General features: G+C 71.6%; 23 protein-coding genes and 1 other RNA gene. 10 read left to right on the forward strand and 14 right to left on the reverse strand.

Going from position 1 to position 24,790, the window contains the following annotated elements; translation table 11 throughout:
* Positions 1-71 precede the first annotated feature (71 nt).
* Genes AB0I52_RS06030 through AB0I52_RS06040 form a run of 3 tightly spaced genes read left to right on the forward strand, consistent with a single transcriptional unit; the run spans position 72 to position 2,916 of the window.
* Entirely contained in the window at positions 72-908 is an 837-nt protein-coding gene (locus AB0I52_RS06030; RefSeq protein ID WP_363069349.1) for a Nif3-like dinuclear metal center hexameric protein, read from the forward strand.
* Positions 905-1,648 carry a C4-type zinc ribbon domain-containing protein gene (locus AB0I52_RS06035; protein WP_363069516.1) on the forward strand — a complete coding sequence of 248 codons (744 nt, stop codon included), beginning with the start codon at positions 905-907 and terminating at the stop codon, positions 1,646-1,648. Before AB0I52_RS06030 ends, AB0I52_RS06035 begins: the two co-directional genes overlap by 4 nt.
* Positions 1,648-2,916: a bifunctional RNase H/acid phosphatase gene (locus tag AB0I52_RS06040; protein WP_363069351.1), complete on the forward strand. Its 1,269-nt coding sequence runs from the start codon at positions 1,648-1,650 to the stop codon at positions 2,914-2,916. The genes AB0I52_RS06035 and AB0I52_RS06040 overlap by 1 nt, the downstream gene beginning before the upstream one ends.
* 274 nt (positions 2,917-3,190) lie before the next feature.
* On the opposite strand, the gene eda is transcribed toward AB0I52_RS06040, so the two are convergent.
* Together eda and yaaA are read right to left on the reverse strand one after the other, a co-directional pair.
* Complete coding sequence (gene eda / locus AB0I52_RS06045) at positions 3,191-3,811, reverse strand: bifunctional 4-hydroxy-2-oxoglutarate aldolase/2-dehydro-3-deoxy-phosphogluconate aldolase (RefSeq protein ID WP_363069353.1); 621 nt, start codon at positions 3,809-3,811, stop codon at positions 3,191-3,193.
* Between the two features lie 159 nt (positions 3,812-3,970).
* Entirely contained in the window at positions 3,971-4,771 is an 801-nt protein-coding gene (gene yaaA, locus AB0I52_RS06050; protein ID WP_363069355.1) for a peroxide stress protein YaaA, read from the reverse strand.
* Between the two features lie 177 nt (positions 4,772-4,948).
* Between yaaA and AB0I52_RS06055 the strand changes: the two genes are divergently transcribed.
* On the forward strand, positions 4,949-6,391 hold the full coding sequence (locus AB0I52_RS06055) for an RNB domain-containing ribonuclease (protein ID WP_363069357.1): 1,443 nt from the start codon (positions 4,949-4,951) through the stop codon (positions 6,389-6,391).
* Here the strand turns inward: AB0I52_RS06055 and AB0I52_RS06060 are convergent.
* Together AB0I52_RS06060 and AB0I52_RS06065 are read right to left on the reverse strand one after the other, a co-directional pair.
* Entirely contained in the window at positions 6,342-7,202 is an 861-nt protein-coding gene (locus tag AB0I52_RS06060; RefSeq protein WP_363069359.1) for a hypothetical protein, read from the reverse strand. The genes AB0I52_RS06055 and AB0I52_RS06060 overlap by 50 nt on opposite strands.
* Positions 7,199-7,972 carry a MerR family transcriptional regulator gene (locus AB0I52_RS06065; protein ID WP_363069361.1) on the reverse strand — a complete coding sequence of 258 codons (774 nt, stop codon included), beginning with the start codon at positions 7,970-7,972 and terminating at the stop codon, positions 7,199-7,201. The genes AB0I52_RS06060 and AB0I52_RS06065 overlap by 4 nt, the downstream gene beginning before the upstream one ends.
* A 235-nt stretch (positions 7,973-8,207) precedes the next feature.
* On the opposite strand from AB0I52_RS06065, the gene AB0I52_RS06070 reads away from it, so the two are divergent.
* Positions 8,208-8,735 carry a TetR/AcrR family transcriptional regulator gene (locus tag AB0I52_RS06070; RefSeq protein WP_363069363.1) on the forward strand — a complete coding sequence of 176 codons (528 nt, stop codon included), beginning with the start codon at positions 8,208-8,210 and terminating at the stop codon, positions 8,733-8,735.
* Between the two features lie 56 nt (positions 8,736-8,791).
* An RNA gene (gene rnpB, locus AB0I52_RS06075) (RNase P RNA component class A) lies at positions 8,792-9,193 on the forward strand.
* Between the two features lie 188 nt (positions 9,194-9,381).
* Here the strand turns inward: rnpB and AB0I52_RS06080 are convergent.
* The 6 genes from AB0I52_RS06080 to AB0I52_RS06105 form a co-directional block, all read right to left on the reverse strand.
* The gene (locus AB0I52_RS06080) at positions 9,382-9,984 is read right to left on the reverse strand and encodes an IS3 family transposase (RefSeq protein ID WP_363069518.1); all 603 of its coding nucleotides are present in this window, start codon (positions 9,982-9,984) and stop codon (positions 9,382-9,384) included.
* 234 nt (positions 9,985-10,218) lie between these two features.
* Positions 10,219-10,887 carry a DUF998 domain-containing protein gene (locus tag AB0I52_RS06085; protein WP_363069365.1) on the reverse strand — a complete coding sequence of 223 codons (669 nt, stop codon included), beginning with the start codon at positions 10,885-10,887 and terminating at the stop codon, positions 10,219-10,221.
* Positions 10,888-11,888: 1,001 nt separating this feature from the next.
* Entirely contained in the window at positions 11,889-12,656 is a 768-nt protein-coding gene (locus tag AB0I52_RS06090) for a nucleotidyltransferase domain-containing protein (protein WP_363069367.1), read from the reverse strand.
* Between the two features lie 519 nt (positions 12,657-13,175).
* The gene (locus tag AB0I52_RS06095) at positions 13,176-13,739 is read right to left on the reverse strand and encodes a hypothetical protein (protein ID WP_363069369.1); all 564 of its coding nucleotides are present in this window, start codon (positions 13,737-13,739) and stop codon (positions 13,176-13,178) included.
* 196 nt (positions 13,740-13,935) lie between these two features.
* Complete coding sequence (locus AB0I52_RS06100; protein ID WP_363069371.1) at positions 13,936-14,325, reverse strand: VOC family protein; 390 nt, start codon at positions 14,323-14,325, stop codon at positions 13,936-13,938.
* Positions 14,326-14,475: 150 nt separating this feature from the next.
* Positions 14,476-15,138 carry a ScbR family autoregulator-binding transcription factor gene (locus AB0I52_RS06105; RefSeq protein WP_363069373.1) on the reverse strand — a complete coding sequence of 221 codons (663 nt, stop codon included), beginning with the start codon at positions 15,136-15,138 and terminating at the stop codon, positions 14,476-14,478.
* Between the two features lie 125 nt (positions 15,139-15,263).
* Here AB0I52_RS06105 and AB0I52_RS06110 point away from each other — a divergent pair, with 125 nt between their 5' ends.
* On the forward strand, positions 15,264-16,328 hold the full coding sequence (locus tag AB0I52_RS06110; protein ID WP_363069375.1) for a ScbA/BarX family gamma-butyrolactone biosynthesis protein: 1,065 nt from the start codon (positions 15,264-15,266) through the stop codon (positions 16,326-16,328).
* Complete coding sequence (locus tag AB0I52_RS06115) at positions 16,325-17,251, forward strand: NAD-dependent epimerase/dehydratase family protein (RefSeq protein WP_363069377.1); 927 nt, start codon at positions 16,325-16,327, stop codon at positions 17,249-17,251. The genes AB0I52_RS06110 and AB0I52_RS06115 overlap by 4 nt, the downstream gene beginning before the upstream one ends.
* 150 nt (positions 17,252-17,401) lie before the next feature.
* Here AB0I52_RS06115 and AB0I52_RS06120 read toward each other — a convergent pair whose 3' ends face one another.
* Both AB0I52_RS06120 and AB0I52_RS06125 read right to left on the reverse strand, forming a co-directional pair.
* Positions 17,402-17,869 carry a lamin tail domain-containing protein gene (locus tag AB0I52_RS06120; RefSeq protein ID WP_363069379.1) on the reverse strand — a complete coding sequence of 156 codons (468 nt, stop codon included), beginning with the start codon at positions 17,867-17,869 and terminating at the stop codon, positions 17,402-17,404.
* Positions 17,870-18,076: 207 nt separating this feature from the next.
* A complete protein-coding gene (locus AB0I52_RS06125) occupies positions 18,077-18,850 on the reverse strand; it encodes an SDR family oxidoreductase (RefSeq protein WP_363069381.1) in 774 nt (257 codons plus the stop codon).
* Positions 18,851-19,169: 319 nt separating this feature from the next.
* On the opposite strand from AB0I52_RS06125, the gene AB0I52_RS06130 reads away from it, so the two are divergent.
* Positions 19,170-20,810: an alkaline phosphatase D family protein gene (locus tag AB0I52_RS06130; RefSeq protein WP_363069383.1), complete on the forward strand. Its 1,641-nt coding sequence runs from the start codon at positions 19,170-19,172 to the stop codon at positions 20,808-20,810.
* Positions 20,811-20,877: 67 nt separating this feature from the next.
* On the opposite strand, the gene AB0I52_RS06135 is transcribed toward AB0I52_RS06130, so the two are convergent.
* Complete coding sequence (locus AB0I52_RS06135) at positions 20,878-21,876, reverse strand: Gfo/Idh/MocA family oxidoreductase (RefSeq protein ID WP_363069385.1); 999 nt, start codon at positions 21,874-21,876, stop codon at positions 20,878-20,880.
* A gap of 78 nt (positions 21,877-21,954) precedes the next feature.
* On the opposite strand from AB0I52_RS06135, the gene AB0I52_RS06140 reads away from it, so the two are divergent.
* Positions 21,955-23,280, forward strand: a complete 1,326-nt coding sequence (locus AB0I52_RS06140; protein ID WP_363069387.1) for a multidrug effflux MFS transporter — start codon at positions 21,955-21,957, stop codon at positions 23,278-23,280.
* A gap of 41 nt (positions 23,281-23,321) precedes the next feature.
* Here the strand turns inward: AB0I52_RS06140 and AB0I52_RS06145 are convergent, their stop codons facing one another.
* The gene (locus AB0I52_RS06145; RefSeq protein WP_363069389.1) at positions 23,322-24,641 is read right to left on the reverse strand and encodes a hypothetical protein; all 1,320 of its coding nucleotides are present in this window, start codon (positions 24,639-24,641) and stop codon (positions 23,322-23,324) included.
* Positions 24,642-24,790 lie beyond the last annotated feature (149 nt).

Consider the following 24,790-nt stretch of genomic DNA (forward strand, 5'->3'; position numbering starts at 1 on the left):
GCCGCCGCCCCGTCCGTACGGGGCGCAGCGCCATGGACCGCGGGGCACGGAGGGCAGGTAGCCTTTCCTCCGTGCCCCGTCTGTCTGAAGTCATCAGCGAGCTCGACGCCCTCTGGCCGCCCGAGTGGGCCGAAGAATGGGACGCGGTCGGCACCGTCTGCGGTGATCCGGACGCCGAGGTCGACCGGGTGCTCTTCGCCGTCGATCCCGTCCAGGACATCGCCGACGAGGCGCTGAGGCTCGGCGCCCAGCTGATCGTCACCCACCACCCGCTCTATCTGCGCGGTACGACGACGGTCGCGGCCGGCACCTTCAAGGGCCGGGTCGTGCACACGCTGATCAAGCACGACATCGCGCTGCACGTGGCCCACACCAACGCCGACTCCGCGGATCCCGGCGTCTCCGACGCCCTCGCCGGCGCCCTCGACCTGCGCGTCGAGCGGCCCCTCGTACCGGACCCGACGGACCCCAGGGGACGCCGGGGCCTCGGCCGGATCTGCACGCTCGACCACCCGCAGACCCTCGGCGAGTTCGCCGCCCGAGCCGCCGCCCGGCTGCCCGCCACCGCGCAGGGCATCCGGCTGGCCGGCGACCCGGACACCCTCGTGCGCACCGTCGCGGTGAGCGGCGGATCCGGTGACAGCCTCTTCGACGCCGTGCGCGCCGCGGGTGCGGACGCCTACCTCACCGCGGACCTGCGCCACCACCCGGCCTCCGAGGCCGTCCAGCACTCGTCGCTCGGCCTGGTCGATGCCGCACACTGGGCCACCGAATGGCCGTGGTGCGAACAGGCCGCCGCACAGCTCGACGCGATTTCCGACCGCCACGGATGGGACCTGCGGGTCCACGTCTCGAAGCAGGTCACCGACCCCTGGACCACCCACCACTCTTCTGGAGCCCCCAACTGAACGCCGCGCCCGCCGACCAGATCCGACTCCTCGACGTCCAGGCCCTCGACCAGCGCCTCGCCCAGCTCGCGCACAAGCGCAACACCCTTCCCGAGCACACCGAGATCGAGTCGCTCACGACCGACCTCGCCCAACTCCGCGACCTCCTCGTCGCCTCCACGACCGAGGAGAGCGACACCGCCCGCGAGCAGATCAAGGCCGAGCAGGACGTGGACCAGGTGCGCCAGCGCGCCACCCGCGACCAGCAGCGGATGGACTCCGGCAGTGTCACCTCGCCCAAGGACCTGGAGAGCCTGCAGCGGGAGATCGTCTCGCTGGCCAAGCGCCAGGGCGACCTGGAGGACGTCGTCCTCGAGGTCATGGAGCGCCGGGAGTCCGCGCAGGAGCGGGTCGCCGAGCTGACCGACCGGGTCTCCGCCGTCCAGGCCAAGGCCGACGACGCGACCGCCCGCCGGGACGCCGCGACGAACGAGATCGACGAGGAGACCGCGACGCTCACCAGGGAGCGCGAGGTCGTCGCCGGTTCTGTCCCCGCCGACCTGCTCAAGCTGTACGACAAGCTCAGCGCCCAGCAGGGCGGGGTGGGCGCCGCCCGCCTCTACCAGCGCCGCTGCGAGGGCTGCCGGCTGGAGCTCAACATCACCGAGATCAACGACGTGAAGGCCGCGTCCCGCGACACGGTGCTGCGCTGCGAGAACTGCCACCGCATCCTGGTCCGCACCGCGGACTCGGGTCTGTAGTGACCCCGCCGCGCCAGTTCGTCATCGAGGCCGACGGCGGCTCCCGGGGCAACCCGGGGCCCGCCGGGTACGGCGCGGTCGTCATCGACCCGGTGACGGGGGAGACGCTGGCCGAGGCGGCCGAGTACATCGGCGTCGCGACGAACAACGTCGCCGAGTACAAGGGCCTCATCGCCGGTCTGCGGGCCGCGAAGGCACTCGTGCCGGACGCCTCGGGTGACGGCGGGCCGCGGGTGCACGTCCGGATGGACTCCAAGCTGGTCGTGGAGCAGATGTCGGGCCGCTGGAAGATCAAGCACCCCGACATGAAGCCGCTCGCGGCCGAGGCCGCCCGGGTCCTCCCGGCCTCCGCCGTCACCTACGAGTGGATCCCGCGCGAGGAGAACAAGCACGCGGACCGGCTCGCGAACGAGGCGATGGACGCGGGCAAGCGGGGCAGGCAGTGGGAGCCGTCGTCCTCGACGGCCGCCCTCGACACCCCGAGGTCCTCGGTGGCCGCCGCCCTGCCCCCGGTCTCCGGCCCGCCGGGTGACGCGGCGGCCGGCGCCGCGAGGGCCAGGGCCGCGCTGAACCGGCCCGCCGGCGAAACCCCGCAGGTCGCCGGCGAAACCCCGCAGGTCGGCTGGGGCGCCGCCCCCGACCTGGGCGCGCCCGCCACCTTCCTCCTGCTGCGGCACGGCGAGACCGCCCTCACCCCGCAGAAGCGGTTCTCCGGCAGCGGCGGCACCGACCCCGAGCTCTCCGCCGCCGGCCGTCGGCAGGCCGAGTGCGCCGCCGAAGCCTTCGCCGCCCGCGGGACGGTGCAGGACATCGTCAGCTCCCCGCTGCGCCGCTGCCGAGAGACGGCCGGCGCGGTGGCGGCCCGGCTGGGCCTGGAGGTCCGGATCGAGGACGGCCTGCGCGAGACGGACTTCGGTGCCTGGGAGGGGCTGACGTTCGGCGAGGTCAGGGAGCGTCACCGCGCGGACCTGGACGCCTGGCTCGCCTCCGCGAAGGCGGCGCCCACCGGTGGCGGCGAGAGCTTCGCCGAGGTCGCCCGCCGCGTCGCGGCCACCCGTGACCGCCTCACCGCCCGCCACGCGGGCCGCACGGTGCTCGTGGTCACGCATGTCACGCCCATCAAGACCCTGGTCCGGCTGGCGCTGGGTGCACCGCCGGAGTCGCTGTTCCGGATGGAGCTCTCGGCGGCGTCCCTGTCGACCGTGGCCTACTACGCGGACGGCAACGCCTCCGTACGGCTCCTGAACGACACGTCCCACCTGCGGTAGCCACCCAGGGGGCACCGGCCCCGGACAGCGCGGTGCCCCATCGGCCGGGGGGAGGCCGATGGGGCACAGGCGGTTCCGGCGAGGCGGGGGATACCTGCCGGAACCCGGGTCACCCGGAGTCCGGGTCACGTCCCTGAGGGTCTCGTGCCCCGGTTGCCGGGGAGCATGCACACGAACTGAGGGAGTTCACCACGACCGGTCGGGCGGCGGCGAACTGAGGGAGTTCACCGCGACCGGCCGGGCCGCACGGTGTCCGGGGGAGTCGTGTGGGGGATCAGCCGCGCAGGGCCGCCGCCTCGGCGGCCAGCCGCTCCACCCGCGCCCAGTCCCCGGCCGCCACCGCGTCGGCGGGCACCATCCAGCTGCCGCCCACACAGCCGACGTTCGGCAGGGCCAGGTAGGAGGGCGCCGAGGCGAGCGAGATGCCGCCGGTCGGGCAGAACCGGGCCTGGGGGAGCGGTGCGGAGAGCGCCTTCAGATAGGCCGTGCCGCCCGCCGCCCCGGCCGGGAAGAACTTCATCTCGGTGACCCCGCGCTCCAGCAGCGCGACCACCTCGGACGTCGTGGAGACACCCGGCAGGAACGGCACCCCCGACGCCTTCATCGCGTCCAGGAGGGCGTCCGTCCAGCCGGGGCTGACCAGGAACCGCGCCCCGGCGGCCACGGTGTCGGAGACGTTCCGGGGGGAGATCACCGTGCCGGCGCCGACCACCGCGTCCGGCACCTCCGCCGCGATGGCCTTGATCGCGTCCAGGGCCGCGGCGGTCCGCAGGGTCACCTCGATCGCCGGGAGCCCGCCCGCGACCAGGGCACGGGCGAGCGGCACCGCGTCGGCGGCGTCCTCCAGGACGACGACGGGCACGACGGGGGCAAGGTCCAGCACGGAGGAGGTCATGACGTCATCCTGCCGCGAAGACCGCACTCCACGCAACGAGCGTTGCGTATGTTGCAACGCTGGCCGGGGACAGGGCCGGGGCCGGGGCCGGGGACAGGGCTGGGGCTGGGTTCGGGGACGGGTCCGAGTCGGGGTCCGAGTCAGGGGCGGGGGCCGGGGTCAGTGGATCTCCGTCACCACGACATCGAGCTCCCACGCCCGCCCGGCCCGCGCGGGCGCCTCGGCCTCCACCGCGTACCCGAGATCCCGCAGGACGCCCACCAGCTCCGCGGGCCCCTTCGGGGCGGCGCCCGACATCAGCAGATCGCGGACCATCCGGCCCTTCGTCGCCTTGTTGAAGTGACTGACCACCGACCGCTTCTCCACCCCGCCCACCAGCTGGGAGTGCAGCACCCGCACGCTCGCCGTCCGCTCCGCGACCGCGTCCTTCGGCTTCCACGCCGCCGCGTACGCGGACGACCGCAGATCCAGCACCAGGCCGTCCCCGGCCGCTTCCGGCATGACCTCCGCCATCGGCGTGCGCCAGAACGCCCCGAGCGCCCCGAGACCCGGCAGCTTCACCCCCATCGCGCAGCGGTACGGAGGAATCCGGTCGCCCACCCGGACCGCCCCCCACAGCCCGGAGAACACCAGCAGCGACTTCCCGGCCCGGCGGCGGGCGGCGGTGTCCAGGGACGCCAGATCCAGCGCGTCGTACAGCACCCCGGTGTAGATCTCCCCGGCCGGGCGGGTGCCCGCCGTCCGCAGCTCGACGTTCTTCGCGATCTCGCCGCGCAGCCCCTCGCTCAGCCCCAGCACCACACGGGCCTTCTCCTCGTCCGCCACGGACAGCTCCACGAGCCCGTCCAGCACGGCGGCCCGCGCCGCGGCCAGGCCCGGCAGCGACAGCGACTCGGGCTTCAGAGGTGCTCCCCGACCCGAGGCGGCCTTTCCTTCGGAGGGCGGCAACAGCACGAGCACGGCGGTTCTCCTTCGTACGCACGGAAAGGGGTGACAGGCGTTGCGGACCGGTCCACAGCCCCGGCGGTGACGCCCGGGTCCGTAAAAAAACCCCTCGCGCCAGCGTACGGGGGAGTCACGCCCCCGATCCCCGCCACCCGGGATGCCGCCCTCCCCGCCCGGCCATACGCTCGGTCCATGCCCCGCCGCCATCTCCACCTGACCGGCGCAGCCGGCACCCCGCTGCGGACGGCCCTGCGCGGGCTGCGCACCGAACTCGGGCTCCCGGACGACTTCCCGCCCGACGTGCTCGCCGAAGCGGCCGACGCGGCGAGGAACCCGTCGGTCGCCGGACACGAGGACGCCACGGAGCTGCCGTTCCTCACCATCGACCCGCCCGCCTCCACCGACCTCGACCAGGCGATGCACCTCGAACGCCGCGCCCACGGCTACCGCGTGCACTACGCCATCGCAGACGTCGCCGCCTTCGTCCGCCCAGGCGGCGCACTCGACACCGAGGCCCACCGCCGGGTGACGACCCTCTACTTCCCCGACGGCAGGGTGCCGCTGCACCCCACGTCGCTCTCCGAGGGCGCCGCCAGCCTCCTCCCCGGTCAGACCCGCCCCGCCGTGCTGTGGGAGATCGACCTCGACACCGAGGGCCGCGCCGTCGCCACCCGGGTGCGCCGGGCCCTCGTACGCAGCCGCGCCAAACTCGACTACGCGGGCGTGCAGCGGCGGATCGACGCGGGGACCGCCGAGGAGTCCCTCGCGCTGCTCAGGGACATCGGCACCCTCCGCGAGGAGCAGGAGGTCGCCCGCGGCGGCATCTCCCTCAACGTGCCCGAGCAGGAGATCGTCGAGCGCGACGGCGGCTACGGCCTGGAGTACCGGGCCCCGCTGCCCGCCGACGGCTGGAACGCCCAGATCTCACTGCTCACCGGCATGGCCGCGGCCCGGCTGATGACCGGGACCGGCACCGGCATCCTGCGTACGCTGCCGGTCGCCCCGGACGGCGCCGTCGCCCGCCTCCGGCGCTCGGCCGAGGCCCTGCGCATCGACTGGCCGCACCATGTCCCGTACGCGCGGATCGTCCGCTCGCTCGACCCGAGGAAGACCAGCCACGCCGCCTTCCTCCAGGACTGCACCACCCTGCTGCGCGGCGCCGGGTACACCGTCTTCGAGAACGGTGAACTGCCCACCCCCGCCGTCCACGCCGCCGTCGCCGACCTCTACACCCACTGCACCGCGCCGCTGCGCCGCCTCGTCGACCGGTACGCGGCCGAACTGTGCGTCGCCGCCGCCGCGGACCGTGAGCCGCCCGAATGGGTCCTGGCCGCGCTGCCCGCCCTGCCGAAGGAGATGGCGGACGGGACCCGGCGGGCCAATACGGTGGAACGCGAGTGCGTGGACCTCGTCGAGGCCGCACTGCTCAAGGACCGGATCGGCGCGGTCTTCGACGCGTACGTGGTGGACGTGAAGGAACAGGAGCCGACCACCGGCACCATCCACATCGACGACCCGGCGATCGTCGGCCGGATCGAGGGCGGCACCACGAGGCTCCCGCTCGGGGAACGGCTGCGGGTACGGCTCACGCAGGCGGATCCGGGCTCGGCGAAGGTGCTGTTCGCGCCGGCGTGAGCGCGGCGACGACGGACCGCGGGTCATCGGCGTGGAAGCGGACGGTGTGCGCCTGCCCGCGTCCGCCGAACGGCCGCACGAAGCCGAGCGGTGCGGTCAGCTCCACGGTCACCGTCGTCTGGCCGCCCACGGCGAGATCCAGCACCCCGTCCGTGTGCAGCTGCACCAACTTGCCCTCGGGGTAACGCCGTTCGACCCGAGCCCTGGCGATCGCGACAGCCGGGACCCGCAGGTCGAACAGCGCCCCGTACCGAATCCGCAGCGAGCCGTCCACGCCCGCCACGTGCGGCCGGACCACGCACGAGGCGTGCAGGGCGAGCACCAGCAGCACCCCGTACACATCCACCACGAGCAGAATCCGGTGCACGGCCGGCCAGGGGATCAGCAGCGCGAACATCACCGTCTCCACCACGGAGACGAAGAGCAGCGCGTACATCATCGCGGTCTGCGGCCCGGTGTACGGGGCGGCGAGCGCCCCCTCCGGCACCGCGTGGCGCCGCCGGAGCACCCACAGCCCCAGGCTGTGCAGGGCGCGCATCTCGTGCCCGACGAGCCGGCACACCTTCTCGGGTACGACGGTACGCAACGCCGCACCCACCGCCTCCCGCCGCCCCGCGCCCGCCCGCCGGCCCGCGCGCCAGAGCCGCCCCAGCACGACGGCCTCCAGGACCAAGGCGGCCAGGACGGTCACCTCGGCGCCGATCAGCACGGCGGCCGGTATCCGTATCCCGGCCAACAGGCAGACAGCCAGCCCAAGTTCGAAGGGCACCACCCCCATGACCACCAGCCGCGCCCCTCGCACTCCACTCATTGCGCCCCCTTCTCCTTCTTCCCGTTCTCGCTCCTGCTCCTGCTCCTGCTCCGTACGGTCAACGCGACCATCACCCGGCGCACCACCTCGGCCTGCGCGGGTGTGTAGTCCGCGAGCAGGGCCTCCCCGAATCCGGTCATCACCGGTCCGTCGGCCGGAATCGCGTCCAGCACCTCATCGGGAGCGAGGGCGGCCATCCGGTCGGCCAGCGGTCCGATCCGGGGATCGTCGGGGGACGCGGCCGCGAGCGCGTCCAGTTGTTCGTAGAGTGCGAGCACGGCCGGATCGCCCGCCAGCGGCCGCAGCGCGGCGTAGATCTCGCTGCCGCCACCGATCGTGTCCAGCAGCATCAGGTGCTCACGGTCCTTGGCGGCGGCCGGGGAGCCGGTGACCGGCGCGGTGGCCAGCAGCTCGGCCAGCGCGGGCGACACGGACTCCGTACCGTCCAGCGGCCCGTCCATCAGGCCGGCCAGGCGTTTCCGCCGCTCCCGGATCTCCCGCTCCTGCCGGGCCAGGTCGGCATCCAGCTCACGCAGTACGTCACCGAGCTCGCGCCCGGCGTCACCGGCGAGGACCTCGCGCACCTCGTCCAGGCCGAGCCCCAGCTCGGTGAGCCGCCGGATGCGCGCCAGCAGCACGGCGTCGCGCACGCCGTAGGAGCGGTATCCGTTGGCCCGGCGTGCGGGCTCGGCCAGCAGGCCGATGTGGTGGTAGTGCCGAACGGTCCGGGGGGTGACCCCGACGAGCGCGGCGATCTCTCCGATGCGCATGGCGCCAGTAGAAACCCTGACGCTGCGGCAAGGTCAAGCCGCCCGGCCATCCGTTCCCGCCCCGTCTGGCCCGTCCGCCCTGTCCGCGCGGATCGTCCGTATCTCGTACGATCGCGCATTCGGCCCGGTGCTCGTGTGCCGGGCTCGTGTGCTGTGCCCGTGCCCGCGTGCCCCCGTGCCCCCGTGCCGCGTGCCCGTGCCCGCGCTCCGTGCCTCGTACGAAGGAAGGACCGGCGTGACTGACCTCGTGGCCCCGCCCGCCACCGACCGCCCCCGCCAGATCGTCACCGCCGCGCGCACGCTCCTGGAGCAGGAGGGCCCGGAGGCGCTCACCATGCGCCGCCTCGCCGCACGCGTGGGCATCACGGCGCCCTCGCTGTACAAGCACTTCCCGGACAAGTCGTCGGTGGTGAACGCCCTGGTCGGCGTGATGCTGCGGGAGACGGCCGGGGCCCTGGAGGCGGCCGAGACCGCCGCGCCGGGCTCCTTCCCGGCCCTGGCCACCGCCTACCGGACCCACGCCCTCGCACACCCGCACCTCTACCGCCTCACCACCGGCCGCCCCCTCCCCCCGGACCTGGAGGCACGCGCCGCGGCCCCGCTCCTGCGCGCCCTCGCCGGCGACGAGGACCGCGCACGCGCGGCCTGGGCCTTCGCCCACGGCATGGTGACGATGGAGCTGAACGGCCGCTTCCCCGCGGACTCCGACGTACCGGCGGCCTGGGAGGCCGGGATCGCGGCCTTCGGCGCGCCCCGCGCCTGACACCTCCGCGCGGTTCCGGGCCACCGTCGGGCAGGTAGCATGGGCGCCACGGCAGACGAGCCGGGCGGACGGCCGCGTGAGGATCTTCGGACCCTCCCGAGGAACGTCCGGGCTCCACAGGGCAGGGTGATGGCTAACGGCCACCCGGGGTGACCCGCGGGACAGTGCCACAGAAAACAGACCGCCTTGGACTTCGGTCCTCGGTAAGGGTGAAACGGTGGTGTAAGAGACCACCAGCGCCTGAGGCGACTCAGGCGGCTAGGTAAACCCCACCCGGAGCAAGGTCAAGAGGGGCCGTCGCAAGAGGGCCCTGCGCGAACGTTCGAGGGCTGCCCGCCCGAGTTCGCGGGTAGACCGCACGAGACCGGCAGCAATGCCGGTCCTAGATGGATGGCCGTCTCCCCGGCCGCCGCGAGGCGACCGGGCGACAGAACCCGGCGTACAGCCCGACTCGTCTGCCGCTACCAGCGGTTTTGCCACTGAAAGGGTCTCTGACCTGTGTCGGAGGCTCTTTCTGAACTTTCGCAGCCTTGCCGCGTTAGACAGCGGAAAGTCCCTCGAAAGCCCCTCGGACAGCGCTGGAAGTCCCTGAGGCGGAGGGGCAGGTGAGGCCCTGAGGGGTGCGAACGTATGTGGCTGGTGCTCTTCAATTCCGGCGCGGGCTGAGACCCGCCAGATCGGCCTCGCGCATCAACCGTTCGACGCGCTTGCGGCCCGCGTGGACGCCCTCGCGTTTCAGCATGGCGTGCACGCGCGGTGACCTGTAGATGCCACCGGACTGGGTGTGGATCTCCTTGATCTGCTCGGTGAGCTCGACGTCGCGACGCCGCCGCTCGCATGGCTCCTTCTCGGCCCGGCGCCAGCGGTAGTAGGTGGAGGGGGCGATGGAGAGTTCCCGAAGTACGCACTCGACTCCCAGGTGCGGATGCTCGTCGAGGAGCGCGGTTACCTGGGCCGGGTCGGGGCGAGTTGCGCCGCGAAAAATGCCGAGGCCGTCCGTAGTACGTCGTTCGCCCGCTTGAGCTGGGCGTTCTCCTTGCAGGGCCACCAGCTCGGCGTGTTCATCGGTGGTCAGCCGGTCGTCACGCTCGCCGGCATCGGCCTCGGCCTGGCGGATCCAGCCCCGCAGGGCCTCCGGATGCACGCCGAGGTCGACGGCCAGCTTCTTGATCTGCGGCTTCGGATCCGAGGTGCGATACATCCGCACGCGCACGCGCACGCAACTCCAGCGAGTATTTCCTGGGGGCAGCCATGGTCGATGTTCCTCTCATGAGAACCATCTGACTCTCTGTCACCATCTTCCGCATCTCGGGGAACCTCAACGTCTCCAACTCACACGAACTACGCTGGCACAAGCCGCATAACCCGTGTTCAGGATTTCGGGGTCAAGACCCCCTCTCTAACTGCCCTGCCCCGCCGGCGAGGCGTGACCGAGCAGGCCACCAACGCCGCGAGCGACCCGAAGGGCCGTTCCAGGTGGTGATCAGGCCGGCTGTCCGTCGTCGCCCGTCCACCGGGCGCATGAGACGACCACGACGAGGGGCCAGAACGACTGCGCGAACGTGGTGACGCGCTCGGCGGCTCCGGCCGAGCCGAACGCCAGGAGTGCGAGCAGAAACCACGCACCCGCGAGCCACATCACCGCGGTGGCTCCGGCGGACGGCATGGGCCGCAGGCCCCACGGCATGGTTCTGCCGAGGGACTCGGCCGCTCGCCAGACCGACGCGGTCGCTCGTTCTGTCGGCAGTCGCACGGTGGAGGCGCCGCGTCGCACGGCCAGAACCGGCCACATCGCCAGCAGCGCGAATCCCACCACCACCACGGCACCGTGCGCGAACGAGCCGCCGCTGGGCGGCGCCGGGAAGAGCGCGAGCAGCATCGCCGAAAGCCCGCCGCCCGCCAGCGCCAGCCGTCCGAAGGGCGCGGCCAGGCGCAGCCCGCAGGCGGTGACCATGTGGCACACGCCGAGGGCCAGCATGGCCGATGTCATCACCCAGTAGCCGGCGGCACCGTCGGCGGCGAGGATGCTGATCGTTGTCGAATCCGGGTCGTATCCGGGTCCCTGAAGTTCCGCCGCGACCGACCAGCCTCCGACGAGAAGGATCGGCGCGCACACCGAGGAGAACAGGACCCACCAGGGGACAGAGCGCACCGGAGAACAATAGAACGCCCCCGGTCCGCGACTCCCGGTGTACACGCAGGCGGAAGCCGTGATCAACCGTGTGGCCGTTTCCACCGGCCGGGGCGGAAGCCCTGCTGCCCGCCGGCACTCCCTTCTCGTAGCGCGCGGGGCCGGCCGTTCGGAACGCCCACACGGACCGGTCCGCCGGTACGTCTCGCGACGACCAGGACTCGCGACCACCAGAACTCGTCCGGCCGATCACCCCCGTGTCCGCGGGGGAGCGCGAGAGGGCCACCGGCGCCCACGGGGCGCCAGGGCCGATGCCGCGGACGCGGATCTCATTGTGTTCTGGCGTGAGGGCATCAGTGCGGTCCTCGCCGAGGTCACCACCACGGTGCGAAGTGGCGCCATTTCGTCGAATGCGCCGTGGTGGTCTTGAGAGTGATCGCCGCGAGAGGGCTGCCGGGCAACCATGTCGGTGAGCGGATACTGCCGCTCACCGAAATGGTGGGGAATTCTGACGTGCTGCCAGTTGCGTGTTCAGTTGCGGAGTGGGGGCTCCCAGGCGGAGCCTCCGAAGCGTGCCAGGGCTTCTCTGAGCTGAGTGTCGAGGGGGTGCATCGGAGCGAGAGGAATGAGAGTAATCCATTCCTGCGGCAGTGGGGCGTCGGTGGAGGAGAGCGCGTGGTTATGGAGGATTGCCTGGATGGCGTGGTAGCGGGTCGGGCGCCCTGCTGAGTCGCGCATTGTCCGTACTGACAGGCGACGGATGTCCTGGTGCAAGAACTGTGTGCCGATTGCGGTGCACGACTTCGATCCGGTCCTGGTCGATGAGTACGGAGAAAGACGTTCCGAGGAGTAGGCATCGGCGCACAAAGAGCATTAGTACCGCAAGCGGCCATGCCATACCGACGAGCACGACAGGAAGGTTGGATCTGATGCTCTCGCCCTCGCACGGGCCCTCGCATGGGCCCTCGCACGGGCCCGCCGCACAGGCCCGCGGACAGGCCCGGACGGGCCCGGAGGAGGCCCTACGCGGATCCTTCGTCCGTCGCGATCGCGAGCGTGCTCCGGATGCCGCGCCGGACGAAAGCGCGCGCCCGTTCCCCCCGGCGCACGCGCTCCGCACGGCTGATCGGTACGGGATCCGCGTACCGGCGCTCGCGGATGTCGCGGACCAGGTCCGCGGGCGCGCCGAGGTCCAGCAGTTCCGTCAGGGCCTCGCCCTTCGTGATCATCAGCCCGTCGCGCAGCGTGACCACGGCGCGGGCCAGGACCAGCGGGCCGAGGTCCACCCAGATGTCCTGGAGCCAGAGGTGAGGTCTGCCGGTGGCCGGGAGCCAGTACTCCCGCAGGTCGCCCCGGATGTAGTCCTCCAACTGCCCGGGTACGAGCGGCGGGAGCAGTTCGGCCGGCGGCGGGCCGTGCAGGGCGAGTCCGCCGTCGAGCAGTTCGCGGCGGGTGACCGGTGTGACGGGGCGTTCCAGGATCGTGCCGTGTGCCCAGGTGACATGGTCCGTTCCGGCCTCGGCGAGTGATCCCCTGGGCATGTACGAGCAGTGCAGCTTGGCCGCGGCCGGCTCCTCGTCCAGCAAACGCTGGTGAACCTCCGCCAGCCGCTCCCGCCGGGCCGCGTCCGGCGGGCTCTCTACCACGGCGATGAGGTCGAGATCGCTCCGTCCCTCCTGGAAGTCACCGAGCGCGAGCGAGCCGTGTGCCCAGACGGCCACCGTGGGCACCGACAGCCTCACATCGGCGACGAACCGCTTGAGCACAGAATCGGTTTCGGTCGCTGTCATGGCCCTGATTCTCGCAGAGTGCCCCACGGCACGCCGTGGTTCCCGCGGGTTCACGACCTCCCGAGACAGAACATCTGGGGTCTTTCGTTTGGATCAGGCTGGATCAGGGAGCGGGGTCCGGTGCCGTGCATGGCAAGGCGGAGGAGGGAGTCAGGGCGAAGGGGCCTCCCCTGCTCGAGCGGAGCCGAGAGCTTGGGGAACCTGGCGACCGATGACAACGCCGCGAGGTACGGCACCGGCCCCCGCGAGCCCGGCATGATCCAAACGAGAGGCCCTAGTCCTCCGATGCGCGAACCCGCTCCGGCCCGGCGGGAGTTTGCGTCCTCGTCGAATCGCGGTCCGGGGCCGCGCGCCGCCCCGTCATGGGAGGTGCGTGAACGCCTACGGCGGCGGCCGGTACGGGGGTCCGGCCGCCGCCGTACGCGTGTCACGCCGCCGTGCCCGGCTCGCCGTTCAGCAGGGCCTCGCCCAACGAGGTCCGCCGGTGCAGCACATGGTGGCGCCGGCGGTGCGAACTGATCAGGCCCGCCTCGCGGAGCACCGCCGCGTGCCGGCTCGCGCTCGCCGGGGCGAGGACAGCTCGGCCGCGATCCCGCCGGTCGACATGGGCCGGTCCAGGAGATCGAGCACCTGCGCGCGGGTGTGGCCGGGCAGCCGGCCCAGTGAGTACAGGGTGCCGGAGGGCGGGCGGGTCCGGTCGAGCCGGCCCGGCGCGGGAGCCGGCGGGAGCACCAGGACGGGCGGCAGCTCCGGGTCGGCCGGCGTCACCGGCCAGCGGGTGCGGAAGAACGACGGGATCAAGTGCAACGGCCGCCCGTTCAGGGCGAGTTCCCACTCGATTGGATACGCGCACTCCAGCGTCCCGTCCCGCCGGATCAGCTCCGACCGGTAGCTGGCCAGCAGCCCTTCGGCACCCGAGGCGAGCGCCGCCTGCGAGCGGTGCGGCAGGTCGGCGGCGACCTCGGCGCGGATCGCGTCCTGGTAGGGCGCCACCGCGACACGGTGGAAATGCCGCAGCGAGTCGCCCAGCCGGTGCAGCGCTCCGAGATCCCCCTCTGCGAGCCGGCGCACGGATGCGGGCATGCACCCGTCCGGGTAGAGCTGTCCGAGCTCACGTCCAAGTCGGATAGACGGTTTCCGCCAGCCGCAGCCGGTTGAGATCCTCTGTCCCGAATTCAATGCGCAGCATCTCATCCGCCGATGTCCCCGTAGCTGCGCTGTCCACTACGGCAGGGGTTGACGGGGAGGACGAGGCCTTGCCGGGTCACTGTCGCCGGGGTCAGTGACCGCTCGCGGCATGGCTCAGGACGTTGATGACCCGGCCGTTCGGGTCCCGTACGAAGAAGCGGCGCACGCCCCATTCCTCGTCGTGCGGGCCGTACACGATCTCCGCGCCGGTGTGCACCAGCGCCGTGTGCGCCGCGTCCACATCCGTCACCTCGACGCTCATGTCCGGGATGACCGGTGCGGTCCTGTCGGCGGTCATCACGCTGACCTGGGCGGTGGGTTGGGAGGGGGAGGCGAGCGTCATGATCCAGCCCTGGTTCATGACCTCCTCGAACCCCAGCAGCCCGTAGAACGCCGCGTTCGCCCGCATGGCGCCGGCCTCGCCTTCAGGGTCCGAGCCCGCGTCGACGGGGATGTTCGGGACGACGCGGCGGACGGACATCGGCTGCTCCTGTCAGGTAATTGACTCCGTGTCACCGACCATACGGGCGCCGCGCGGACGGGGCGTGGATTCGGCCGAACCGGCAGGATCGGGCGGCTCATTCCCGACCATGCGGTCTGCTTTCGGCCGCCAAGCGACCGATTCGGACGGTCAGTTGGGGCTGCCGACCTGGCTGGGTACGGTTTCGAGGGAGCGGAGCAGACGCTCACCGCGATCTTCGGCCATATCCAGAGTGGCCAGAACAGCCGGCGTCGAGATGCTCGGCAGGACGTAGTGCAGCAGGACCGAGATGCGCCGGCCGAGGTCCTCGCGGTTGGACAGGACCTGGGACATCACCTGGATCCCCGAGAAGGATCCGGCCAGCATCTCGGCGGTCTCACCCGGGTCGACGTGCGGCAGTAGCTCGCCCTGGCCCTTCGCGGCCTGCAGCAGGTGTTCGAGCCGGTCTATCCAGGCGCGAAACGGCGTGCCCCGGTCGAGCCCCTCCACGGCCTGGTCCATGGCCAGGCCGACGCTGGCCCGTACCAGTGGCTCATGGCGCAGGCGGTAGGAGAGAATCATCCCCTGGTCCACCAGTTCCTGGAGCTTGGTCAGCTGAGGAGGAAACGGGTCGCTGTGCAGCTGTATGTCCATCACCCCGAGCGCGAGATCCTCCTTCGAGGCGAAGTGGAAGTAGAGCGCGCCCTTGGTCACCCCCGCCCGCGCGAGGATCTCGCTGATGGTGGCGCTGCTGTAGCCGCGCTCGTCGAACACCTCGGCGGCCGCCACCAGGATCGACCGTCGGGTCTGGATCGCGCGCGCCTGTTGTGCCATCAGCTTCTCTCTAGTGGTGGCGGGGTCGGTGCCACATGGGGTTGGCTGGAAAGTAAAACCGGGCTGTCAGTATCTTACTGCGGGGCGGCTCGGCTCTGTGACTCGGATCCTCCTGGGGGAACTTCATGGTTCAGATCACCTCACGCAGCGCTTCGGTGTCGGTCGAGGATGTCGGAGCCGAGGGGAACACCGGACACGCCGGGACGTCCTGCGGAGCTCCGGGCTCCGCCACCGCCGCCGGAATGGCGCAACCGGCGCGAAGAGGGGGCTCCCCGGAGCACCTGAGACAGCTGGTCCACCGGTCCGACGCGCAGGACGTGTTCCCCACCGGACTGACCCGGCTGACCGACTCCCAGTTCTCGGTGTCGGCCCACTGGCCGCGGTCCCACCGCTTCTTCGCCCCCGTCGCGGGCCGCCACCAGGACCCGCTGCTGATCGCGGAGACCATGCGGCAGACCACCATGCTGATCGCACACGCCGAGTTCGGCGTACCCCTCGGAGACGCCTTCGTGATGTGGGAACTGCGGTACTTCTCCGAGGTCGAGCGCCTCGTTCTGGGCGAGGACCCCTGGGACATCACGGTGGACGTGTCCTGTTCCCGGATACAGCGCCGCGGCCGGAGCCTCGGCTCCATGCAGCTGGAGCTCCTCCTGCACCGCCGCGGCGCCGTGCTGGCCTCCGGCGGCGGGCGGATCAGCTGCACCTCGGCCAGGGCCTACCAGCGGGTACGCGGCCACCACAGCGCCACGTCCGACGCGCGCATACCCCTCCTGCCCGCCGTCGCACCCCGCACGGTGGGCAGGACCTCCGAGCAGGACGTCGTCCTCGCGCCCGCGGCGGCCCCCAGCACCTGGGCGCTGCGGCTCGACACCGGCCATCCGACCCTGTTCAGCCACGCCAACGACCACGTGCCGGGCATTCTGCTCCTTGAGGCCGCCCGGCAGGCCGCCCAGGCCGCCTCTCCCGGCCGCACCTTCCTCCCGACATCGATACAGGCCGACTTCCTCCAGTACGTGGAACTCGACCGGCCCTGCTGGATCGAGGCCCTGCCCGTCCCCGCCGACGGCACCTTGCCGGCCGGGGTACGCATACGGGCCGTCCAGGACGACGAACCCGCCTTCACCTGCACTCTCCGCACGCCGGATCTCCGTCAGACCGGCCTCAGCGACGCCCGGAGCCGCCGCCCATGACCACGCGCATCCTCATCACCGGCGCGGCCGGTTTCGTCGGCAGCCGGGTGGCCGCCGCCGCCCGCTCCACGCCCGGTGTCAGTCTCCGGCTGATGACCCACCGCACCGAGCTCGACGCCTCGGCCGCCGGCGTCGAGACGGTGTACGGGGATCTCGCCGATCCCGGGACGCTGCGCGGCAGCTGCGAGGGCATCGACGCGGTGATCCACTGCGCGTCGCACATCGGCTCCGGTGAACGGACCGCCCGGACCGTCAACGACCACGGCACCCGGGCCCTGGTCGACGAGGCGGTACGCAGCGACGTCGGCCGGATCGTCCAGCTGAGCACCGCTTCCGTCTACGGCCGGGGCCCCTTCGCGGGGCTGCTCCCCGGTACGGCCGAACCGGCCCCCGCCTCGGCCACCAGCCTGACCCGGGCTGCCGCCGAACAGCACGTCCTCGCGGCCGGGGGAGCCGTCCTGCGCCCGCACATCGTCCACGGGGCGGGGGACCGGTGGGCGATCCCCGGGCTGGTCGCCCTGCTGCGGTACCTGTCGGCCGGGCCGGTCGGCTGCGACGCCCGCCACTCGATGATCGACGTGGGGACGCTGGGCCGTGCGCTGCTCGGGGCGGCGCTCGCCCCGAAGCGCCCGGCCGGCGTCTACCACGTGAACCATCCGGAGCCGGTGACCTGTTCGGAGCTGCTGTCCACGGTCCTCACCGAGCTCGCGCTGCCGTGGGCGCGGACGGAGATCGGACTGGACGAGGCCCGCGCCCGGCTGACCGGTGTCCCGCACGCCACGCATCATTTCGAGATGCTCACCGTGGACCACTGGTTCGCCGACGAGCGGGTCTGGGGCGACTTCGGCTGCGTACCGGGTCCGGACTTCCGTACGTCCTTCGCCGAACACGCCCCCTGGTACCAGAAGTTCCTCAGCCTCTGATCCTGGCGCCCGTGCCGCTCACCCGTACCCGGTTGTCGCCCGCCCGTAGAAGCAGAAGGGGACCTCGGCCCTCGGGCAGAGCTCGTTCACGTGCCGCACAAACGTGCCGCGGTCCGGAACATTCCGCAGGTCCCGGACCGCGACGGCCGGTCAGTGGCAGTTCTTGGTGCCCTTGCCCGACTTCGTCCAGGAGCAGGAGTCCAGCAGCTTGCCGTTCGGCTTGATCAGCCGCGCCTTGTCACCGGTGTTGTTCCAGACGTACGAACCGCGGTTCCAGTACACATGGCCGGAGCTGACCTTGCCCTTGCCGGTGTGGACCTTCACGGTCTTGCCCGCGCTGACGTTGTAGCTGCCGAAGGTGAAGGTGTAGCCGGTGTTGTCCTTGAGCTTGTAGCCCTTGAGCTGCACCTTCGACTTGGTGTTGTTGTGGATCTCGACCCACTCGGCGTTGAGCGACGCGTTGGAGCGGGTGTCCTTGCCGGGGCTGTCGTACTGGATCTTGCCGAGGTGCACTCCGCCCTGGTGCGCGGCGGCGGAGGCCGGTGCCGCGACGAGCAGCGAACCGGCGAGGGCGGTGGTTGCGGCCAGAGCGAGAGGCACCGCCGTGCGTATGTGCATGTTGTGTTCCTTGCGTGGAGTTCCGGTGAAGAGCAGTGAGCATAAGGGCAGCACGCGCTTGCCGGACCGGGCGGGGTGCCTTTCCGGCGGGCGTTGAACGCTCCGGTGTAATGGCTGGCCACTTCTGTCCGTTCGGAGAGCGATTCCAACCGAATCCCAACCGATTCCGGTCGACTCCAGCCGATCCGGCCGCCGCTGGTCGAGGGGTCAGCCCCGGCCCACGTACGGCATGGCCGTCGCGAGCACCGTGGCGAACTGGACGTTCGCCTCCAGTGGCAGCTCCGCCATGTGGACCACGGTCCTCGCCACGTCCGCGGCCGCCATCACCGGCTCCACGGCCAGCTCGCCGTTGGCCTGGAGGATTCCGGTCCGCATCCGCTCGGTCATCTCGGTCGCCGCGTTGCCGATGTCGATCTGCCCACAGGCGATCCGGTACGGGCGCCCGTCCAGCGACAGTGACTTCGTCAGGCCGGTCAGTGCGTGCTTGGTCGCGGTGTAGGCGACCGAGTGCGGGCGCGGCGCGTGCGCGGAGACCGAGCCGTTGTTGATGATCCGTCCGCCCTGCGGGTCCTGCTCCTTCATCTGGCGGTACGCCGCCTGCGCGCACAGGAAGGCCCCCGTCAGGTTCACGTCGACCACCGTGCGCCAGTCGTCGTACGCGAGGTCCTCGACCGGCACGCCGCCCGGACCGAAGGTGCCCGCGTTGTTGAAGAGGAGGTCGAGGCGGCCGAAGGACTCGCGCACCGAGGAGAAGAGCGCGTCCACCTCCTCGGGGTGCGAGACGTCGGTGGGGACGGTGATCACCCGGGCGTGCTCCCCGGTCAGTGCGGCGGTCCCGGCGAGCGGTTCGGGGCGGCGGCCCGCCAGTGCCACCGACCAGCCGGCGCCGGTCAGGGCGAGAGCCACGGCGCGGCCGATCCCCGAGCCCGCGCCCGTGACCACAGCCGTCCTCGTCGCGGAGTTCAACAGATTGTTGCTCATGGTGCGGCAGCGTACGCCCAGGGTCCGGGCGGGGCGAAGGGCACCGGCCGTCCGCACCGCCGATCCTCTCAAAGGGTGCCCCCGGATGGCGGGTTCGTGTTCCCAGGGGTGATTTCGGCATCGGGTTCCGGCGATTCCCTGGCCAACCGGACCGGAGTTGATGATCATGGTTCTGGCCGCATATGCGGAGTTTGCCCTTGGGGACCCATTCCTGTCGCATTCCTCATCCCGGCGACGCCCGCGCGACGCGAGCACGACAACCGCCGGATGTGCTGGGCCGGTGGACTTCCCCTCACATCACCAGTCAGGGGAGGGACAGATGACGCACTCATCGCACCAGCAGGAGCAGGAGCAGGAGCTGCGCGACGCCGCCCGGCACACGGGCCGCCGCCGATTTCTCACCGTCACCGGTGCCGCCGCCGCGCTCGCCTTCTCGGTCGGCCTGCCGGCCGCGGGAGCCGCGGGCGCCGCCGAGCTGGACACCCGGCAGATCGGCGAGGACCCGTTCACCCTCGGCGTCGCCTCCGGCGACCCGCTGCCCGACTCCGTCCTGCTGTGGACGAGGCTCGCGCCCCGCCCCTACGAACCCGACAGCGGACTGCCCCGCGCCCGCGTCGAGGTGGGCTGGGAGCTGGCCCGCGACGAGCGCTTCACCCGTGTCGTGCGGCGCGGCTCCGCCACCGCCCACCCGGAGTTCCACCACAGCGTCCACGTGGAGGTCAGGGGACTGGACGCCGGCCGCGTCCTCTACTACCGCTTCCGCGCCGGCAAGTGGACCAGCCCGGTGGGCCGGACCCGCACCGCGCCCGCCAACGGGGCCCGCAACAGCGAACTGCGTCTGGCCGCCGTGTCCTGCCAGGCCTACCACGACGGCTACTTCACCGCCTACAAGCACCTCGCCCAGGAGGACGTCGACGTCGTCTTCCACCTCGGCGACTACCTCTACGAGTACGCCGTGAGCGCGACCGGCGGGGCCCGCAACTACACCGACCGCACCCTGCCCGCCCTCTTCAACCGGGAGACGACCACGCTGGAGGACTACCGGCTGCGGTACGCCCTCTACAAGTCCGACCCCGATCTGCGCGCCGCCCACGCCGCGCACCCCTTCGTCGTCACCTGGGACGACCACGAGACCGAGAACAACTACGCGGGGGACACCCCCGAGAACGACGTACCGCCGGAGGAGTTCCTGATCCGCCGGGCCGCCGCCTACCGCGCGTACTGGGAGAACCAGCCGCTGCGCGCCCCGCAGCGGCCGACCGGCCCCGACATGCGGCTCTACCGGCGCCTGCAGTTCGGCCGGCTCGCCCAGTTCGACATCCTCGACACCCGCCAGTACCGCAGCGACCAGGCGTACGGCGACGGCTGGCAGACCCCAGGACCCGAGTCCGAGGACCCCGCGCGCACCCTGACCGGCGCGGCCCAGGAGCGCTGGCTGATCGACGGCTGGCGCCACTCGCGGGCCATCTGGAACGTCGTGCCGCAGCAGGTCAACTTCGCCCAGCGGCGTGACGTACCGACCGACGCCTACAAGCTCTCGATGGACTCCTGGGACGGCTACCCGGCCTCCCGCGACCGGGTCCTGAAGGGTGCCGAGGCCGCCGGAGCGGACAACCTGATGGTGCTGACCGGTGACGTCCACGTCGGCTACGCCTTCGACCTGAAGCGGGACTTCGACGACCCCTCGTCCCGCACCGTCGGCACCGAGATCGTCGCCACATCCATCACCAGCGGCAAGGACGGCTCGGAGAAGCCGGCCAACTGGAACAACCTGATGCGGGCCAACCCGCACCTGAAGTTCTACAACGGACGCCGCGGGTACGCCGTCATCACCCTCCAGGAGCGGCAGGCGCGGGCCGACTACCGCACGGTGGCCGCCGTCACCACGCCCGGTTCCCCCGTCACGACGGCCGCCTCCCTCGTCACGGAGGTGGGCAACCAGGGCCTCACCCCGGCCTAGGCCGTGTTTCGAAAGTCCCGCCTGCCCGGCGGTGTCTGGCGCTACTTTCGAAACACGCCCCAGGGATCTACAGCGCGTCCACCGGGTAGCGGACGCCGATGCGGTCACGTACCGCGTCGAGCGTCCGCATCACCGCGAGTGAGCCGTCCAGCGGCACCAGCGGGGACTCCGTCTCGCCCGCCCGGACCGCCCGCATCACCTCCGCCGCCTCGAACTGCATCCCCGACAGGCCCTGCGGCCCCGGCCCGGAGGTGACCTCCTCGGGCTCGTGGCCCGCCCGGTGCAGCACGAAGCTCCGCGGGTAGAAGAAGCTGTCCGGGAAGTCGATCCGCCCGGCCGTCCCGATGACCGTGGCGGCCGTCGGGTGGTGCCCGACGATCGAGCAGGCGAGCAGCGCGGTGGCGCCCGAGTCCCAGCCCAGCAGCATCCCGGTGTTCAGGTCGACGCCCTCCCGGGACAGCAGCGCGTCCGCCCGCACCCGGTCCGGCTCACCCAGCAGCAGCTGCGCGAACGACACCGGGTAGACCCCGAGGTCCAGCAGCGCACCGCCGCCCAGCGCGGGATCGCGCAACCGGTGCTCGGCGCCGAAGTCACCGGCGAAGCCGAAGTCGGCCTGCACGGTGCGGATCTCGCCGATCGCCCCGTCCCGCACCAGCTCGGTCATCCGCCGGATGACCGGGTTGCAGTACGTCCACATCGCCTCCATCAGGAAGAGGCCGCGGTCCCGGGCGAGCTTCACCAGCTCCGTCGCCTCGCGCTCGTTGAGCGTGAACGCCTTCTCGCACAGCACGTGTTTTCCGGCTTCCAGCGCGAGCGCGGCCGCCTCCCGGTGCGCCGAGTGCGGCGTGGCCACGTACACCACGTCGACCTCGTCGTCGCCGACGAGCTCGGCCCAGCTGCCGTACGCCCTCGGTATCCCGAACCGCTCGGCGAACGCCTTCGCCGAGGCGTCCGTACGGGAGGCGACGGCCACCACCTCCGCATCGGGCATGGCCAGCAGGTCAGCGGTGAATGTCGCCGCGATGCCACCTGTCGCCAGCACGCCCCAACGGACAGTCCTGCTCATGCATGCTCCCAAAAAGGTATCGACCATTCCGGCTGAGCTGAGAGCATAGAGGTGGATTCAACAACAATGGAGATGAGAATGCCGGAGAGCGGCGTCAGCCGGGCCCAGCAAGCGCACATAACCGACATCGACCCCGGAACCGGACTTCCCGGCGGTCCCGTCGCCTCTCCACCCCGGCCGGCCGCCACGACGGCGGCCCGGCGCACCGGACTTCTCGTCACCCTGGTCCTCGGCGGTCTGACCGCGCTGCCGCCGCTGTCCATGGACATGTACCTCCCGGCGCTGCCCGCCGTCACCGACGCACTGCACGCACCCGCCTCGACCGTCCAGCTCACCCTCACCGCCTGCCTCACCGGCATGGCGCTCGGCCAGGTCGTCGTCGGACCGATGAGCGACCGCTGGGGCAGGCGCCGCCCGCTGCTCCTCGGCATGATCATCTACGTCTTCGCCACCGCGATCTGCGTCTTCGCCCCGACCGTCGAACTCCTCATCGGCTTCCGGCTGCTCCAGGGCCTCGCGGGCGCGGCCGGCATCGTCATCGCCCGTGCCGTGGTGCGCGACATGTACGACGGCATGGAGATGGCGAGGTTCTTCTCCACACTGATGCTGATCTCCGGCGTCGCCCCGGTCATCGCCCCCGTCATCGGCGGACAGGTCCTGCGGATCACCGACTGGCGGGGCATCTTCGCCGTCCTCACCGTGGTCGGCATCCTGCTCACCCTGGTCGTCTGGAAGTGGCTCAAGGAGACCCTGCCGGCCGAGGAACGTCACACCGGCGGCATCGGCGACGCGCTGCGCACCATGCGCGGGCTGCTCGCCGACCGCGTCTTCACCGGCTACATGATCGCGGGCAGCCTCGCCTTCGCCGCCCTCTTCGCCTACGTGAGCGCCTCGCCGTTCGTCGTGCAGGAGATCTACGGCGCCTCGCCGCAGACCTTCAGCCTGCTCTTCGGCATCAACTCGGTCGGCCTGATCGCCGTGGGCCAGATCAACGGCAAGATCCTCGTCGGGCGGATCAGCCTCGACAAGGCACTCGGCTTCGGGCTCTGCGTCATCGTGCTGGCCGCGACGGCGCTGCTGCTGATGACGTCCGGGGTCTTCGGCGACGTCGGACTCGTACCGGTGGCGTCCGGGCTCTTCGTCCTGATGTCCGCGATGGGTCTCGCGATGCCGAACACCAATGCGCAGGCCCTGATGCGCACCAAGCACGCCGCCGGGTCCGCCTCCGCGCTGCTCGGCACCTCGTCGTTCCTGATCGGTGCCATCGCCTCGCCGCTCGTCGGGATCGCGGGGGAGGCGACCGCCGTACCGATGGCCGTCGTGCAGCTCGTGTGCGCGGTGGGCGCGATGGCGTGCTTCCTGGGGCTGTGCCGACCCTGGCAGCAGGTGGCCGGGCGCCCGTGACGGGCAGCGGACCGGGCCGGAGCGCGTGAGGCGCACGGCGGTCAGTCCTCCGGGACCGACTTCGTCCGCGGATAGCCGATCAGGTGCAGCCGGTCCTTCCCGTCCGTCCAGCGGAACAGGCCGACCCCCTCCGCACCCTCCGCGGAGGGCACCCGCACATTCGAGGACAGCGGGTCCGTCGTACCGGCGGTGACCTCGACCTTGACCGGGTAGCCGCCGCCGGCCAGCACGTCCGCCGCGTTGCGCACGCTCGTCGCCCCGTACGCCGTGCCGTCGTCGGTCACCGACGCCAGCGTCAGCGCCTTCGCGCCCGCGCCGTCCTCGAAGCAGTAGCCCTTCCTGGCGCTCAGGTCGAACGCGAGGTTCCCGGCCACCAGATAGCCGCCCGAGGGCGCGACGACGGCCTGCGGGTACTGGCCCGGCTCTATCGCCGGTTTGTGGCACGCCACCGAGACCAGCGGCTTGCCCGTCTCCGCGTCGTGCACCGTCCACAGATCATGGGTCGCGGCGTTCTTCGACTTCTTGTCGAGCTTCCACTTCGCCAGCACCACGCCGGGGGCCACGGACGTCGGGATGCCGCTCTGGCGGTCGGTGCCCTTGGGCGCGATGTTCCGGCTGAACCAGCCGCCCTGCACCCAGAACTCCCGCGCACCGCTCACCAGCAGGCCCTTCGAGGTCAGCCCGCGCACCTCGGTGAGCTGCTTGCAGGACGCGCAGTCCTTCGGGTACTTCAGCGACTTGGCGGGCACCTTGCTGATCCTGCCGGTCTTCGGGGACACCACCACACTGTTGCTCCGGCCGTCGGTGATCAGGATGCCGGGGCCGGTGGCGGTGATCGTCGGAACCGTGTTCCACGGCACCTCGACGCGCCGCCGGGAGCCGTCCTCCACGCCGTACACGTCGAGGGAGACGATCGTGGCGGGCGGGGTCAGCGCGTTTTCGCCGATCTTCCCGTAGGACCAGGTCACGAAGTACTCGTGGTCGTCCGCGGTGACCGTGAGCAGCTTCGGGAAGTGGTTCGCGGCCGGTGGCCGCCATGCCTCACCGCTCCAGCCGGCCCGCCCGGTGTCCGAGTCGACGGTCCGCAGCCGGAACTGGTACCCGGCGGCCCGCACCAGGTACGCCAGCCGCCCCGTCGTCCGGGAGACCGCGTAGTCGGGCGAGGTGCCGATGAGCTCCCAGCCACGCTGTGTCGTGTACGCGGACGGGACGGGCAGCCGCGTCGCGGGACCGGTGCTCTTCTTCACCGGCTCCTTCGCCTTGCCGTCGTCCTTGCCGCCACCGCAGGTGGCCAGCAGAAGCAGCAGAGCGAGCACCATCACTCCGGCGACCAGCGTCAGGCGCACGATCTTCTGTCTCATGGTCCCCCCGATGAGCAATTCCCGACGTCGCGCCGGTCAGCGTAGCAACTGGCCCATGACTGTCCGAAGTTCGGTTCCGTGTACGTTCCGCCCCCGTTCCGCACGGAGTACGGGTCCGGCGGAGCCCGGCCCGGCTCCGCCTACACTTC

This window comes from Streptomyces sp. NPDC050423 (assembly GCF_040655445.1).
Classification (GTDB): domain Bacteria; phylum Actinomycetota; class Actinomycetes; order Streptomycetales; family Streptomycetaceae; genus Streptomyces.